Raw genomic sequence first — 15,152 nt, 5'->3', positions numbered from 1 at the left:
TCTTCATAGCTTTCAGTTTTTCCAACGAAAACCAAGCCCTTCGCATAAAGTTAACTTTCAGCAACAAGCAATGTATCGATGAGTTTTAAAGTTAACAGAGGCAAATTCAGCTTAAAAAAAAATTATCATTCTCAAAATAGAGCATCCACGACATCTTCAATTTTGGCAACGCGGGTCACATTAATTTTATAAGTTTCTTTCGGTAATTTACTTTGTTTGGAGATGAGAATGCTGGCAAAACCAAGCTTTTCGGCTTCCATAACTCGCTGCTCCACACGGGTGACGGGTCTGATTTCTCCTGCCAAGCCAACCTCGGCGGCAAAGCAAATATCTTTGGGGATGGACACGTCTTCACTGGAGGATAATATGGCGGCAACCACGGCCAAATCTATGGCTGGATCGTCTATGCTGATGCCTCCTGTGATGTTGAGAAACACGTCTTTGGCACCTAGGTGAAAGCCTGCCCGCTTTTCTAAAACAGCCAGAATCATGTTGAGTCGCTTCAGGTTGTAGCCGGTCGCAGACCGCTGTGGCGTGCCGTAAACGGCAGAACTTACCAAAGCTTGAATTTCAATCATCATCGGCCGCATGCCTTCTAAAGTGGCAGCAATGGCAGTTCCACTCAAGTGGGTGTCCGTTTTGGAAATAAGGATGTCTGAGGGATTGGAGACTTCTACCAATCCGCCTGCCTGCATCTCATAAATGCCGAGCTCATGGGTAGAACCAAATCTGTTTTTGTGAGCTCTTAAGATTCTGTAGGCGTAATTTTTATCGCCTTCAAATTGAAGTACCGTATCTACCATGTGTTCCAATACTTTGGGTCCGGCGATGCTGCCTTCTTTATTAATGTGACCAATCAAAATGATGGGCACGTTGGTTTCTTTAGCATATTTAATGAGTTCTGAGGTGCATTCTCTAATTTGAGAAACACTGCCAGGTGAACTTTCTACGTAATCGGTATGAAGCGTTTGGATGGAATCTATAATTAAGATTTCAGGTTCCATGGCTTCAATTTGTGTGAAAATGAGTTGGGTTTTCGTTTCTGAAAGGACATAACAATTAGACTCTTCCTTCTGAATACGCTCGGCTCTCATTTTGATTTGCTGCTGACTTTCCTCCCCAGAAACATATAATACTTTCTGCTTAAAACTTAAAGACAACTGAAGCAGGAGTGTGCTTTTGCCGACGCCGGGTTCACCACCAAGCAAAGTAATGCTGCCAGGAACAATGCCGCCTCCTAACACACGATTGAATTCTTGATTGGAGGTGGGGATTCTTATTTCTTTACCAATCTTAATGTCATTGATGCGCTGTGGTTTGGAAATCCGTTTGGGTGAATTTGAGGTCGCTGGTTTCCAGGTTTTTTCGGGTTTGGAATCAACGACTTCTTCTACTAAAGTGTTCCATTCTTTGCAGGCATTGCACTGGCCTTGCCATTTGGCGTGTTGTGCGCCACAATTCTGACAGAAAAATGTTGTTTTGGTTTTAGCCATAGTTTAGTTTCCATAAATTCTTTTGAGTTCGTCTGCTTTGGCAAGAAGAACCTCGCTATTGAGATAGCCTGCCTTTTCTAGTCCGTAGGCTGCCTGGTACTCTTTTATGGCTCTGTTGGGTTCGCCTATTTTTTCATAATACCGTCCTTGAAAATAATTGTACAAAACTGTATTTGGACTTTGTTTTTTGGCGAGTTTACTAAGCTCGCGATAATCCTCCCATAATTTCTTTTCTTCTATAGCATCTGCTGTTTTTAGGAAATCTACAGTTCTTATGGGAATTTCAATAGCATAAAGTTCCTGAATTGTAAGGTATTTATCTTCGAGTGTGTTGGCTGGAGATTTAGCTTCGAGAAATTTTGTCTCGTACTCGAAATCTGAAATCGGGCCATAGGTAGAAAATATTGAAATCAAAGATTTAGGTATTGCATCGGCTACAAAGCTAAAATGATCTGCATCTTCTATAATTTCATACTGGTAATTGAAATTCGGATTATTACATATTGATAAATAAGAATCCAGCTCTTTGGCTTTATTTTTTAGTTCAGGGATGTCATATTCTGACGTGGCAAGGTAATACCAGATTTTAGAATCTATTTTGTCGAGTTTCTTTTTAAGGCGTTCAGGAAGCTTTGGGTCTGTATCTGGACTAAAATTGATATAGCCATTGAAAAGTGGATTTTCTTTCAAAAGATAAAAATTAGAGAGATTAGCCATATAATCTAAGCCAGCAACTATTGTAAATGGAGTTGTTCTGTAATTTTCATCAACATACTTCAGCACTTCAAACCCTATAAACTCGAAGAAATCTGCCCCAGTTGTACTTGGTAATCCGCTTTCGGGATCTATGTTCCCGTCTTTCATCCTATGTCCAGACTGATTGATGCCTATCACAATAGATTCTGGTATGATCTCCCAATAGCTAAGGTAATCTGCGTTGCCGGCAAAGGGCTCAAACAAATAATCGCCGTCGAGGACAATGATGACAGGATATTCTTTGTTGCTGGAGGAATAATTTCTTGGGAGTTGAAGTTTGATTTGTCTGGTTTCTTTCAAAATTGAAGAAGTTACTTCAATATATTCAGTTTGAGAAAAACAGGATTTGGAGAAAGTGATAAAACATAAAAATGAAATTAGGATTAGCTTCATAAGCTTTGGTTTAGATTGCTAATGTACTAAAATTATCTTCTGTTGAGAAGTGGTAAAAGCAGGAAGGAAAGTCCGCCTAAAACTATAACAAGACCTGTTTGCGTTCCCCACATTACCCAGCCAAATGCTTCTCCTGTTTCTGTTGGAACTCCAAAGGCGTTAAAGGCGATGCCTATGGCTATAGGGTAAAGACCAATCCCTCCATTGGTGACTGTCATCGCGAATGCGCCAAATATAAATGCTACAAGAGTAGCTTGCAGGCCAAGATCCTGAGTTTCTGGAAATGCATGTTTCAAAACATAAAACATACCTACATAAAGCCCCCAAATCGCAAAAGTGTGAAATAAGAAATAGACTTTATTTTTCATTGAAAATACGCTTTTCATCCCATTGAAAAGTTCTTCTATGAAATTTTTTAATTTTTGAAACAAAGGAAGTTTGCTGTATTTTATTATTCTAAAACCAATAAGCAGTAGTAAAATCATAGTAACAATTAGCAATCCTCCAAAAAAAGGATTGATGTTTTGGTTTTTAAAGAATTCAAATATTTTGTCACTCTGAGAAATAGAGGTAATTCCAACTATTGAAAGAAGCATAACTAAGTCTACAAGACGCTCAGTAATGATAGTGCCAAAAGTCTTTTCAAATTTTACATTTTCATAGGATGCTAAAGTCGCACCTCTTAATACTTCTCCAGATCTTGGGATGCCAAGATTAGCCAGATACCCAAGCATAAGCGATAGAAAGCAGTTATAAAATTTTGGAACAATTTGAACGGGTTCAAGTAAATATTTCCACCTGTAAGACCTAGACAAATGAGATAAGATTCCCATCGTAAAAGATAGTATGACCCAGATGATATCAACGTTTTTGATATTGAACCAAAGTTGGTCAAGTTCTTCTGAAGTAAACTTTGATAAAGAATACCAAATAAAGAAAATACCTAAAGCCATTGGACCAAGAGTCTTCCCCCATTTTTTAATGGCTTTTTTCATACAGGTTAATTCAGGAGATTTCTTTCGTTTGGAAAGACAAGTTTAGGTTTAAAATTTTTTGCTTCTTCCGGAGTCATAATGGCGTAAGCCATTAAAATAAGAATATCTCCAGGAGAGACTTTTCTTGCTGCAGCGCCATTTAGCGTGATTTCTCCACTGCCTCTTGCACCGGGAATGGCATAAGTTTCTAAACGTTCCCCATTGGAGTTGTTGACCACTTGTATTTTTTCACCTTCAAAGATGTTTGCGGCATCCATAAGATCTTCATCTATGGTGATGCTACCAATGTAATTAAGATCGGCACCAGTAACGGTGACGCGATGAATTTTTGACTTGACTAAATGTATTTGCATAATTTAATAATTCAGCGCCATATTATCGATCAACCTAACTTCTCCAAGAAAGGCAGCTATAAACGCTCTGTAGTTTTGTTTAGGTTCTTTAGTTTTTGTTGGAATAAGATCATCTTCTTTTACAATAGAAAAATATTCGAGTTGGAAAGCGGGCTCATCTTCAAACATATTTTCTACCTCGGTTTCAATTTCTTTAATGGAATTGTTGTCAAACATTTTTTTGGCTTTGGATAGAGCTCTATAAATAAGTTCTGCCACTTTCAATTCTGAATCAGTAAGGCGAAAATTTCTAGAGCTTTGAGCTAGACCAAATTCATTTCTGCTGGTTGGACAGCCTATAATTTCCACATCCTGGTCAGTGATTTTGACCAATTTTTTCACAACCATGAGTTGCTGAAAGTCCTTTTCACCAAAAAAGGCCTTGTCTGGTTTGACGATATCAAAAAGCCGCTTTAAAACACTTCCCACTCCATCAAAATGGCCTACTCTAAATTCACCTTCCATAAAGTCGACATAACTTCCAAAATCAAAAGATTCTGCCTCAACTTTATCGTTATATATATCGCTCACATCTGGAGTAAAAACAATTGTTTTAGGATTATGTTGTTTTAGAAATTCGGTATCATTACTTACGTTACGAGGGTATTTTTCTAGGTCTGATGCGTTGTTAAACTGAGTAGGATTCACAAAAATACTTACTACAATCGTATCGCAATGCGAGTAAGCAAAATTTATTAAAGATAAATGCCCATCATGTAAGGCACCCATGGTAGGAACAAGCCCAACCGTTTTGCCTTCTTTTTTAATAATTTCTAAAACTTCTTGGAGAGACGTTTTTGAGTTAATAACCACAAGCTGTGTATATGTATTGAGTTTGCAATATTAATATTTTCACGGGAATCCACATAAATTTTTGTAAATTTGCAAACTTTTTGTCATTAATCTTTAATGTAAAAATTCTATGAAAGATAAACGCATACTTTACGTTTCATCTGAGGTTGTTCCTTATTTGCCCGAAAATGATATTTCTTCAACAGCTTTTGAAGCTCCAAAACTTATAAATGCCTCGGGTGGTCAAACTCGTATTTTTATGCCAAGGTTTGGAAATATAAATGAGCGTAGGCATCAATTACACGAGGTTATTCGACTTTCAGGAATGAATTTGGTCATTAACGATTTGGATATGCCACTGATTATCAAGGTAGCTTCAATTCCAAAAGAAAGGATGCAAGTTTACTTTATAGATAATGAAGATTATTTCAAAAGGAAAGCAACTTTTTCTGACGAAGACGGTGAATTATTTGATGATAACGATGAACGTGCGATCTTTTTTGCAAAAGGAGTTATTGAAACTGTAAAAAAATTGAACTGGTCTCCAGATATCATTCACGTTCATGGATGGATGTCATCCTTGTTGCCGATGTATCTAAGACATTATTACGGGAATGAACCTTTATTTTCTGACGCTAAAATTGTGACTTCTCTATACAATCAAAACTTTAAGGGAACGTTAGATGAAGAGATGAAAAAGAAAGTTTTGTTTGATGGTATAGAAGACGATGCAGTAGCTCATTTGGACAGCCCAACTCATGACAATCTATTAAAAGTTGCTATTGATAACTCTGACGGTTTAGTGATCGGGAGCGAAAATATTTCTGAGGAGCTTAGGTCTTATATTGAAAATTCTGAATTACCAATTTTGCCATACGTGAAGCGAGAAGAAATGGCAAATGCCTACCAGACTTACTACCTAAAAGATATATTAAACGAAGAAGAAGATTAATTTTATGTCGAAAATTGCAATTAGAAGTTTAGCTTCAATTCTAGTATTAACTTTATTGTTTTCCTGTGAGAATGAGTATTCAGAAGTTGGTACAGATTATATCAATAGCATACAAGTACAACCTCCATACGAAAGTGAAAATATAGTAGCTTTTAGCGAAAAGCATAACGCAATACAAGCCAATGGTTTAAGAAATTATTTTATAGGTCACTATTCAGATCCAGTTTATGGTATGTCTGAAACCAAATTGCTTACCCAATTAGGTTTGGCCGAGACCAATCCAAATTTTGGTACAAACCCGGTTATAGATTCAGTTGTTATGACGCTTCCTTTCTACAGCAGGCAGATCGAAGAGAATGAATTTGAGTTGGATTCTGTCTATGGAAATGGAAGCTTTAAGCTTAATGTATACCAGTCCAATCAGTTTTTAAGGGATCTTGATCCGGGACAGAATGGAGATTTTCAGGACAGACAACTATATTATACAAATCAACTTGACCAATTCAATTCAAACATTGAAACAGAACCGGTGGTCACTTCAGATATCATAAAACCCACCGATCTTACGGATCCAGTTGTCTTAGTTGAAACTACTTTTAATGGAAGTTTGGATACTCTCAACCTATCTCCAAGAATTCGGATTAAGATGCCAAACGAGTATTTCAATGAAAAAATCATTAATGCTCCCAATCCCGAAGTCTTAGCAAGTAATGCCGCCTTCAGAAACTATTTAAGAGGATTTTTAATAGAAGCTGAGCAGCAGCAGCCTGTAATGAGCATGTCAATGTTTGATTTTCAAAATGCAGATGCCAACATCACTATTTATTACAGAAATGAGGTGGAAGTAGAAAATGATGAGGGCGCGACTACTGTTGAAACACGGTACAATCAGTTTGTTTTGAATTTTAATGGAATAAAACTTAACCTTTACAACAATAATTTTAACGTAGACTTGACTAGTCAAGATACTATACAGGGTGAAGAAAATATATATCTTAAAGGTGGTGAAGGATCGTCTGGTATAATCAAACTTTTTGCTGGACCAGACTCGGATGGTGATGGAATTTCTGATGAATTGGAAGAATTAAGATCCAATGGTTGGCTTATTAATGAAGCGAATCTAGATCTTTACATCAATGAAGAAGTAGCCCCAAATTCAAAAAATAGATTAAACAGAATCTTTCTGTTTAATCTGGATGATGAGGAAGTCCTGGAAGATTATTTGCGAGACCCTACTGCTTCAGAAAACCCTACTACTTCTCGATTTATTCACTTAGCGCCTTTAGATGAAGATGATAATGGGGACTTGTTCTATAGAATCAGGCTCACATCACATATCAATAACGTGATCAATAGCGACTCAACCAATGTGAAGTTGGGCGTTTATGTTGCGCCAAATGTGAATCAACAAAATTTTTTAAAAACTCAAAATTCTCAACTTGGAATTTCAGAAAATGTTCCTAGCAGTATGATGGAAACCCCCAGAGGTATCGTTATTCACGGAAATCAATCTGCTACTGAATCCAAAAAAATGAAGTTGAGAATCATTTATACTGAAACTAACTAATAAGATATTATGTGTGGAATTGTTGGATATATAGGCAAAGAACAAGCTTATCCTATTGTACTAAAAGGACTAAAGCGTCTTGAGTATAGAGGTTATGATAGTGCTGGTATAGCCATTTACGATGGCAAAGATTTAAATATTTGTAAAACAAAAGGGAAAGTTGCTGATCTGCAAAAAAAATGCGAATCTGAAATTGCTCTTAAAGGTACAGTAGGTATTGGCCATACACGATGGGCTACTCACGGAGAGCCTAACGATGTTAATTCTCATCCCCATTATTCCAATTCTGGCGACTTAGCGATTATTCATAATGGAATCATAGAGAACTACGAATCTTTAAAAACTGAGCTTCAGAACAGAGGCTATAAGTTTGCTTCCGATACAGATACTGAAGTTCTAGTAAATTTAATCGAGGATATCATGACCAATGAAGAGGTCAAATTAGGTAAAGCAGTTCAGATTGCTTTAAACCAAACCGTAGGTGCTTACGCTATTGCTGTGTTTGATAAAACTAAACCTAACGAAATAGTAGTAGCCAGACTTGGTAGCCCTTTAGCAATAGGTGTTGGTGACAATGAGTACTTTATTGCTTCAGATGCCTCACCGTTCATTGAATATACCAAAAAAGCCATTTATCTTGAAGATGGTGAAATGGCTGTCGTAAGATTAGGAAAGCACGTAAAAGTCAGAAAAATAAAGGATGACAAGCTTGTGGATCCTTACGTGCAAAAACTTCAGCTAAATCTTGACCAAATTGAAAAGGCTGGTTACGAACATTTTATGCTCAAAGAAATCTATGAGCAACCAAGTGCAATCAAGGACACTTACAGAGGTAGGATGCTAGCCGACCAAGGAATTATTAGAATGGCTGGAGTTGATGATAACTTGGAGAGATTTCTAAATGCCAAACGAATTATAGTTGTGGCTTGTGGAACTTCATGGCATGCTGGTTTAGTGTCAGAATATATTTTTGAAGACCTGGCCAGAATTCCTGTAGAAGTTGAATATGCTTCAGAATTTAGATATAGAAATCCGGTCATCAATAAAGATGATGTAGTTATCGCGATCTCTCAAAGCGGGGAGACTGCAGATACTATGGCAGCCATAAAATTAGCCAAGGAAAACGGGGCATTTGTGTTTGGAGTATGTAATGTAGTAGGCTCATCGATTTCGAGAGAAACTCATGCGGGTGCATATACACATGCTGGTCCGGAAATTGGAGTCGCATCTACCAAAGCTTTTACAACACAGATTACAATTCTTAGTTTAATAGCTCTCAAACTTGGAAAAGCTAAAGGGTCAATTTCAAATACAGATTACCACATGTATTTGAATGAGATGGAATTGATTCCATCCAAAATTGAAAAAGCTTTAGAATCTAACAAGCACATTATTGAAGTCGCTAAAGTTTATAAAAACGCTAAAAATTGTCTTTATCTAGGTAGAGGATATAACTTCCCTGTTGCTTTGGAAGGTGCACTTAAACTGAAAGAGATCTCATACATACATGCGGAAGGATACCCTGCAGCAGAAATGAAGCATGGTCCAATCGCCCTTATTGATGAACAAATGCCTGTCGTTGTAATCGCAACCAAAAAAGGACATTACGAAAAAGTCGTCAGTAATATTCAGGAAATAAAGTCCAGAAAAGGTAAAATAATCGCTATTGTAACTGAAGGAGATACTTCTGTAAAGAATATGGCAGACCATGTCATAGAAGTTCCGGAAACCTTTGAAGCACTAACACCGCTTCTCACAACAATTCCTTTACAGCTCTTCTCTTATCACATCGCGGTGATGTTAGGTAAGAATGTTGATCAACCTAGAAACCTTGCAAAATCCGTAACGGTAGAATAGATAAATGAATTATTTACAAAAAAGCATATTGCAATAAAAGATTTATTTAAATACTATATATTTGCAAAAAATTTTAAATACGGGTTTTCCCAGAAAGTCCACTAAATAAAATCCTTAGATAATGTCTAAAGTTAAAGGTAAAATTACTCAAATTATTGGTCCAGTTATCGATGTAGAATTCGAAAACACAAACGACTTACCAAGAATTTACGATTCTTTGGAAGTAAAGCGTGATAACAAATCAGACCTCATTCTTGAAGTTCAATCTCACATTGGAGAAAACTCTGTTAGAACCATTGCGATGGATTCTGCGGATGGTTTAAGCCGAGGTGTGGAAGTTCTTAGTACAGGAAACCCAATACAAATGCCGGTTGGTAAAGATATCTACGGACGTTTATTCAACGTTACAGGAGATGCTATTGATGGGCTTGGTGACCTTCCTAAGACAGGAAAAGATGGGATGTCGATTCACAGAGATGCACCAAAATTTGAGGATTTAGCTGTTACTACCGAAGTTCTATTTACAGGAATTAAAGTAATTGACCTCATCGAGCCTTATTCTAAAGGTGGTAAGATTGGTTTGTTTGGTGGAGCTGGTGTTGGTAAGACAGTACTTATCCAGGAATTAATTAATAATATCGCTAAAGGCCACGGTGGTCTTTCTGTATTTGCCGGTGTTGGTGAGCGTACTAGAGAAGGTAATGACTTGCTTCGTGAAATGCTAGAATCTGGCATTATAAAATACGGAGATGATTTTATGGATTCTATGGAAGAAGGTGGATGGGACTTGAAAAAAGTTGACAAAGCTGGTATGAAGGAATCAAAAGCGACTTTCGTTTTTGGACAAATGAACGAGCCTCCTGGGGCACGTGCAAGAGTTGCATTATCTGGTCTTACTATCGCAGAATACTTCCGTGATGGAGCAGGAGAGGCTCAAGGTAAAGATGTTCTTTTCTTTGTTGACAACATCTTTAGATTTACACAAGCGGGTTCTGAAGTTTCAGCACTACTTGGTCGTATGCCTTCTGCAGTGGGTTATCAACCAACATTAGCAACCGAAATGGGAGCGATGCAAGAGCGTATTACGTCTACCAAAAAAGGTTCTATTACTTCTGTACAAGCGGTATACGTTCCTGCGGATGACTTGACAGATCCGGCGCCTGCAACAACTTTCTCTCACTTGGATGCTACTACAGTACTCTCAAGAAAAATTGCAGAACTTGGTATTTACCCAGCGGTAGATCCATTGGATTCTACATCAAGAATTTTAACTAGAGACATTTTAGGAGATGATCATTACGATTGTGCGCAACGTGTAAAAGAGCTGCTTCAAAAATATAAGGAATTACAAGATATCATCGCTATTCTAGGTATGGAAGAATTGTCTGAAGAAGACAAACTATCTGTATCCAGAGCAAGACGAGTGCAAAGATTCTTATCTCAACCTTTCCATGTTGCAGAACAATTTACAGGTCTTAAGGGAGTTCTTGTTGATATTAAGGATACCATTAAAGGTTTTAATATGATCATGGACGGTGAGCTTGATCACATCCCTGAATCTGCTTTCAACTTAAAGGGTTCTATAGAAGAAGCCATTGAAGCAGGTGAAAAAATGTTGAAAGAAGACTAGTAAAAAATATACTCAATGCATCTAGAAATAGTAAGTCCGGAAGATATCATACTTAGTGAAGAAGTCAAATCTGTGAGTGTTCCAGGGATGAGCGGAGAATTCCAGATTTTGGATAATCACGCCCCTGTAGTTTCAGTGCTTCAAAAAGGCACAATCAAATTAGATTCGTCTGTTACCCTGCCAAAGAAATCTAAGGATAAGTTTTATGAGAAAGAATCAAAATATAACTTCGATATTTCTGGAGGTGTAATCGAATTACAAGACAATAAAGTTGTTATACTTATCGATTAATCAGTATCGGTAAAAAATTTAAAAAGGAGCTAATCTACAGATTAGCTCCTTTTTTTTTGATTTTAGAAATTTTCTAGATTGAAATTTCAGGAATGTCACCTTCTACGATCAAATCTCCCTCTGTTGCTTTTTGAATCTCCTCAACACTGACTCCTGGAGCACGTTCTAATAGCCTGAACTTTTTATCTACAATATCCAGAACCGCCATATTGGTGACGATTTTAGTTACACATTCCACTCCAGTGAGTGGTAGCGAACAGGTTTTTAGTAACTTGGATTCACCCGCTTTATTCGTATGCATCATGGCCACGATGATATTTTTAGCTGAACCTACAAGATCCATTGCTCCACCCATACCTTTCACCATTTTGCCTGGAATCTTCCAGTTAGCGATATTTCCATTTTGGGCAACTTCCATTGCTCCTAAAATAGTGAGATCCACATGCTGTCCTCGTATCATTCCAAAACTCATTGACGAGTCAAAGAAACTAGCGCCAGGGAGAGCGGTTATGGTTTGTTTACCTGCATTAATAAGGTCTGCGTCTACCTCTTCTTCTTTAGGGAAGGGTCCCATTCCTAGAATTCCATTTTCACTCTGGAACTCCAACTCTATATCGTCGCGAACGTAATTGGCTACTAAAGTAGGAATACCGATACCAAGATTGACATAAAAGCCATCTTGTACTTCTTGTGCAATTCGTTTTGCAATTCCTTTTTTATCTAACATTTTAATTAATTTGATGGTTTTAAAATTTTTTTAATTTGGAAATTATGATTTCTTTGTAGAAGATATAATTTTACTAACGACTTTACTAATTACTTTAAGATCCTCAAATAATTACTTTTCAGGATTAGGATAATAGTCCGAGCCCTTACATAGTTCAATCCAGTATTCAGTTTCATCAACTTCTTTTGCAGCGATTTTAAATTTATGAATAAAATCAGCTTTGCTTTTAGCATTTTGAGCTTCTCATATGTTTGCTCCTATTGAGGTACCACTTTTAAGAAGCTGACTAGCCATTTCAAATTTTTTTAACTGTCTTGGTCTCTCAGAAAAAGTAATAATTTTTAAAGCAAAGTCAAAAGTTAAGTTGACAATCAGATTATTTTTATCATCTCTCATTTTCAAATTTCCAAATGGACTAATCCATTTGTCTTACAGTTCGTTGTTCAATTCGTTTTTCAAAGGTTTCTCCCTGGAAGATGCGCTGAACAAATATGCCCGGGATATGAACAAAGTTAGGGTCGAGTTCTCCAGGTTTTACCAGTTCTTCAACTTCGACTACAGTCACTTTTGCAGCTCCACACATTAAAGGATTGAAGTTTCTGGCAGTGCCTTTGAAGATCAAATTTCCGGCTTCATCACCTTTCCAGGCTTTTACGAAGGCAAAATCTGCTTCAAAAGCTTTTTCCATGATGTGAGGCTTACCATTAAAGTCTCGAACTTCTTTTCCTTCGGCTACTTCTGTTCCATAACCTGCCGGAGTATAAAACGCTGGAATTCCATTTTGAGCTGCTCTGCATCGCTCTGCCAGTGTTCCTTGCGGAATTAATTCCACATCCAGTTCTCCGCTGAGCATTTGACGTTCAAATTCTGCATTTTCTCCAACGTAAGAGGAGATCATCTTTTTGATTTGTTTCTTTTTTAGAAGTAGACCAAGACCAAAATCATCGACTCCCGCATTATTAGAAATACAAGTCACATCTTGAACGTTGAGTCTGACGAGTTCTTTTATGGAATTCTCTGGAATTCCACTAAGACCAAAGCCTCCGAGCATAAAAGTCATACCATCCTGGACACCTTCTAATGCTTCAGTTACATTATTTACAGTTTTATTAATCATTGATTTTTTTATTTAGGTTGAAAATACTGAATTTAAGGATGCTCTCCAATTTTAAAAATAACGAAGATTTAAATTATGATGAAGTTTAGATTTTCACAAAAGGTAGCAGTTTTAAGACGAGTTTAAATTCAGAAGATGTTTTAAATCGTAATTTTCAAATAAAAAATTTCATGGCCAATATTGAGAATAACTTAGTAAACGCAACGAGCCCCTATCTTTTGCAGCACGCAAAAAATCCAGTACATTGGGAGGAATGGAGTCCAGAAATTCTCGATCGTGCAAAGAAGGAAAATAAACCTTTATTGATAAGCATAGGATATGCAGCCTGTCATTGGTGCCATGTGATGGCTCATGAGTCTTTTGAAGATGAACAAGTAGCTGAATTAATGAATAAACATTTTATATGCATAAAAATAGACCGCGAGGAGCGACCAGATATTGATCACATCTATATGGAGGCCGCTCAGATGTTGACGGGAAGAGGAGGTTGGCCATTGAATGCTTTTGCACTTCCAGATGGAAGGCCTTTTTATGCAGCTACCTATTTCCCAAAGGACAATTGGAAGAAAGTACTGGCAAATGTGGCAAAGGCTTATGATAATAGTTACGATCAATTATTGGAAACGGCAGAAAAGCTTACGGAAGGAATCAAAAATGGGCAGGAATTCTCTCCGGTAGAAAGTGATGAGAATTTTAAAGTTTCTAATTACCGTGATTTTCTTCTGAGTTGGCAAAAGAGTGTCGATCTTGAAAACGGTGGTTTCAAAGGAGCTCCGAAGTTCCCCATGTCCAATTCATGGCAGTTTTTACTTCAATACTATCAAAATACTCAGGAGCATTTTGCTGCTGAGGCTCTACTAAAAACTTTGGATGAAATGACTTTTGGTGGGATTTACGACCAGATCGGTGGTGGTTTTTCCAGATATGCCGTTGACGATAAATGGTTTGCTCCGCATTTTGAAAAAATGCTTTACGATAATGCTTTGCTCGTGAGTTTATACGCCAATGCTTATAAAACATTTCCAAAACCACATTATAAGAAAGTGATTTCTGAAACCATTGATTTTATAACCAGAGAGTTGAAAGATCCCGAAGCTGGGTTTTATTCTGCTTTGGATGCCGATAGTGAAGGAGAAGAAGGAAAATACTACGTGTGGAGTCACAAGGAATTATCAGAACTTCTTTCTGAAAAAGAACTATCCATTGCTGAAAATTATTTTAACTGCACCAAACGCGGAAACTGGGAATCCTCGAATAATATATTGTTTACAAATCAATCGCCTCGGGATTATGCTAAAGCAAATAATTTAGATCCTGAAGCTTTTGAAAAGGAAATAGAAAGTTTAAAACAAACCTTATTCAATCAAAGACAACACAGAGTTCGTCCGTCTCTAGATGATAAAATCATTACTTCCTGGAATGCAATGATGATCACTGGGCTTGTAGAGGCTTTTAAAGCCTTGAGAAAAGATGACTATCTTGAATTAGCAGAATCAGCAACTGATTTTTTACTTAGAACACGGCTAATCGACGATAATCAGCTTCTGCGTACATATAAAAACCAAAAATCGATCACTGGCTTTTTGGAAGATTATGCGTTTACTATTGAAGCGCTTATCAACTTATATCAGGTCACCTTCAAAATTGATTATTTAAACAAAGCAAAACACTTAGCAGAAATCTGTTTCAAAGATTTTAAAACTGAATCTTCACCGATGTTTCAATTTGCTTCAAAGACCAGTGAAAAGCTGATTTCAAAAACTTACGAAATCAACGATAATGTCATTCCAGCATCAAACTCTTCATTGGCAAAGTCACTTTTCTTACTAGGTAAATTTTTTGATGAGGATAAGTATCTTGAAACTTCCAAGCGAATGTTGAATCAGGTAGAGGCTAAACTATTTAAGTCTGGCCCTTATTTAGCAAACTGGCAAATCCTCTACGGGTGGTTAACTTTCCCTTTTTACGAAGTTGCTATAATGGGTAAAAAAGCTCAAGACTGGAGTCTTGAGCTTCAAAAGGAATATCACAGTAATTATGTTTTTCTTGGAGGTCAAAGTGAGAACTTATCGCTTTTGGAGAATAAGCTTCCTAAAGATCCTTCTGAAACAATCATTTACGTCTGTGAAAATAAAACATGTCAACAACCTACTTCAGAAATTGAAAAAGCAAAGAAACAATTGAAGTAAA

13 protein-coding genes and 1 pseudogene are annotated in these 15,152 nt (G+C 37.1%); 6 read left to right on the top strand and 8 right to left on the bottom strand.

Annotated elements, in window-relative coordinates; genetic code table 11:
- Positions 1-131: 131 nt before the first annotated feature.
- The 5 genes from radA to panC are packed head-to-tail and all read right to left on the bottom strand — an operon-like array spanning position 132 to position 4,842.
- Positions 132-1,493 (bottom strand): DNA repair protein RadA, encoded by a 1,362-nt coding sequence (gene radA / locus LB452_RS01810; protein ID WP_224460009.1) that lies wholly within the window; start codon positions 1,491-1,493, stop codon positions 132-134.
- A 3-nt stretch (positions 1,494-1,496) separates the two neighbouring features.
- A complete protein-coding gene (locus tag LB452_RS01805) occupies positions 1,497-2,642 on the bottom strand; it encodes an alpha/beta hydrolase (protein WP_224460008.1) in 1,146 nt (381 codons plus the stop codon).
- A gap of 32 nt (positions 2,643-2,674) precedes the next feature.
- Positions 2,675-3,637: a lysylphosphatidylglycerol synthase transmembrane domain-containing protein gene (locus LB452_RS01800; RefSeq protein ID WP_224460007.1), complete on the bottom strand. Its 963-nt coding sequence runs from the start codon at positions 3,635-3,637 to the stop codon at positions 2,675-2,677.
- 5 nt (positions 3,638-3,642) lie between these two features.
- Complete coding sequence (gene panD, locus LB452_RS01795) at positions 3,643-3,990, bottom strand: aspartate 1-decarboxylase (protein WP_224460006.1); 348 nt, start codon at positions 3,988-3,990, stop codon at positions 3,643-3,645.
- A 3-nt stretch (positions 3,991-3,993) separates the two neighbouring features.
- Positions 3,994-4,842, bottom strand: coding sequence for a pantoate--beta-alanine ligase (gene panC, locus LB452_RS01790; RefSeq protein ID WP_224460005.1), 849 nt, complete (start codon positions 4,840-4,842; stop codon positions 3,994-3,996).
- Positions 4,843-4,951: 109 nt separating this feature from the next.
- Between panC and LB452_RS01785 the strand changes: the two genes are divergently transcribed.
- From LB452_RS01785 to LB452_RS01765, 5 genes are all read left to right on the top strand, one after another.
- Positions 4,952-5,773 carry a glycogen/starch synthase gene (locus tag LB452_RS01785; RefSeq protein WP_224460004.1) on the top strand — a complete coding sequence of 274 codons (822 nt, stop codon included), beginning with the start codon at positions 4,952-4,954 and terminating at the stop codon, positions 5,771-5,773.
- A gap of 4 nt (positions 5,774-5,777) precedes the next feature.
- Positions 5,778-7,340 carry a DUF4270 domain-containing protein gene (locus LB452_RS01780; RefSeq protein ID WP_224460003.1) on the top strand — a complete coding sequence of 521 codons (1,563 nt, stop codon included), beginning with the start codon at positions 5,778-5,780 and terminating at the stop codon, positions 7,338-7,340.
- A gap of 9 nt (positions 7,341-7,349) precedes the next feature.
- On the top strand, positions 7,350-9,197 hold the full coding sequence (gene glmS, locus LB452_RS01775) for a glutamine--fructose-6-phosphate transaminase (isomerizing) (protein ID WP_224460002.1): 1,848 nt from the start codon (positions 7,350-7,352) through the stop codon (positions 9,195-9,197).
- A gap of 121 nt (positions 9,198-9,318) precedes the next feature.
- Positions 9,319-10,827: a F0F1 ATP synthase subunit beta gene (gene atpD / locus LB452_RS01770; protein ID WP_224460001.1), complete on the top strand. Its 1,509-nt coding sequence runs from the start codon at positions 9,319-9,321 to the stop codon at positions 10,825-10,827.
- Positions 10,828-10,842: 15 nt separating this feature from the next.
- Entirely contained in the window at positions 10,843-11,118 is a 276-nt protein-coding gene (locus LB452_RS01765) for a F0F1 ATP synthase subunit epsilon (protein ID WP_224460000.1), read from the top strand.
- A 73-nt stretch (positions 11,119-11,191) separates the two neighbouring features.
- Here LB452_RS01765 and LB452_RS01760 read toward each other — a convergent pair whose 3' ends face one another.
- The 3 genes and pseudogenes from LB452_RS01760 to LB452_RS01750 form a co-directional block, all read right to left on the bottom strand.
- Positions 11,192-11,845, bottom strand: coding sequence for a 3-oxoacid CoA-transferase subunit B (locus tag LB452_RS01760; RefSeq protein WP_224459999.1), 654 nt, complete (start codon positions 11,843-11,845; stop codon positions 11,192-11,194).
- A 111-nt stretch (positions 11,846-11,956) separates the two neighbouring features.
- Positions 11,957-12,241, bottom strand: a pseudogene (locus LB452_RS13615) (four helix bundle protein).
- 19 nt (positions 12,242-12,260) lie between these two features.
- Positions 12,261-12,962, bottom strand: a complete 702-nt coding sequence (locus tag LB452_RS01750; RefSeq protein ID WP_224459998.1) for a CoA transferase subunit A — start codon at positions 12,960-12,962, stop codon at positions 12,261-12,263.
- Between the two features lie 170 nt (positions 12,963-13,132).
- On the opposite strand from LB452_RS01750, the gene LB452_RS01745 reads away from it, so the two are divergent.
- The gene (locus LB452_RS01745; RefSeq protein ID WP_224459997.1) at positions 13,133-15,151 is read left to right on the top strand and encodes a thioredoxin domain-containing protein; all 2,019 of its coding nucleotides are present in this window, start codon (positions 13,133-13,135) and stop codon (positions 15,149-15,151) included.
- The last annotated feature ends 1 nt before the right edge of the window (position 15,152 follow it).

Origin of the sequence: Psychroflexus longus (assembly GCF_020164595.1) — a bacterium.
Lineage (GTDB): Bacteria > Bacteroidota > Bacteroidia > Flavobacteriales > Flavobacteriaceae > Psychroflexus > Psychroflexus longus.
The sequence above is the reverse complement of the archived record's forward strand: the minus strand, read 5'-3'. Positions and strand labels throughout refer to the sequence as shown.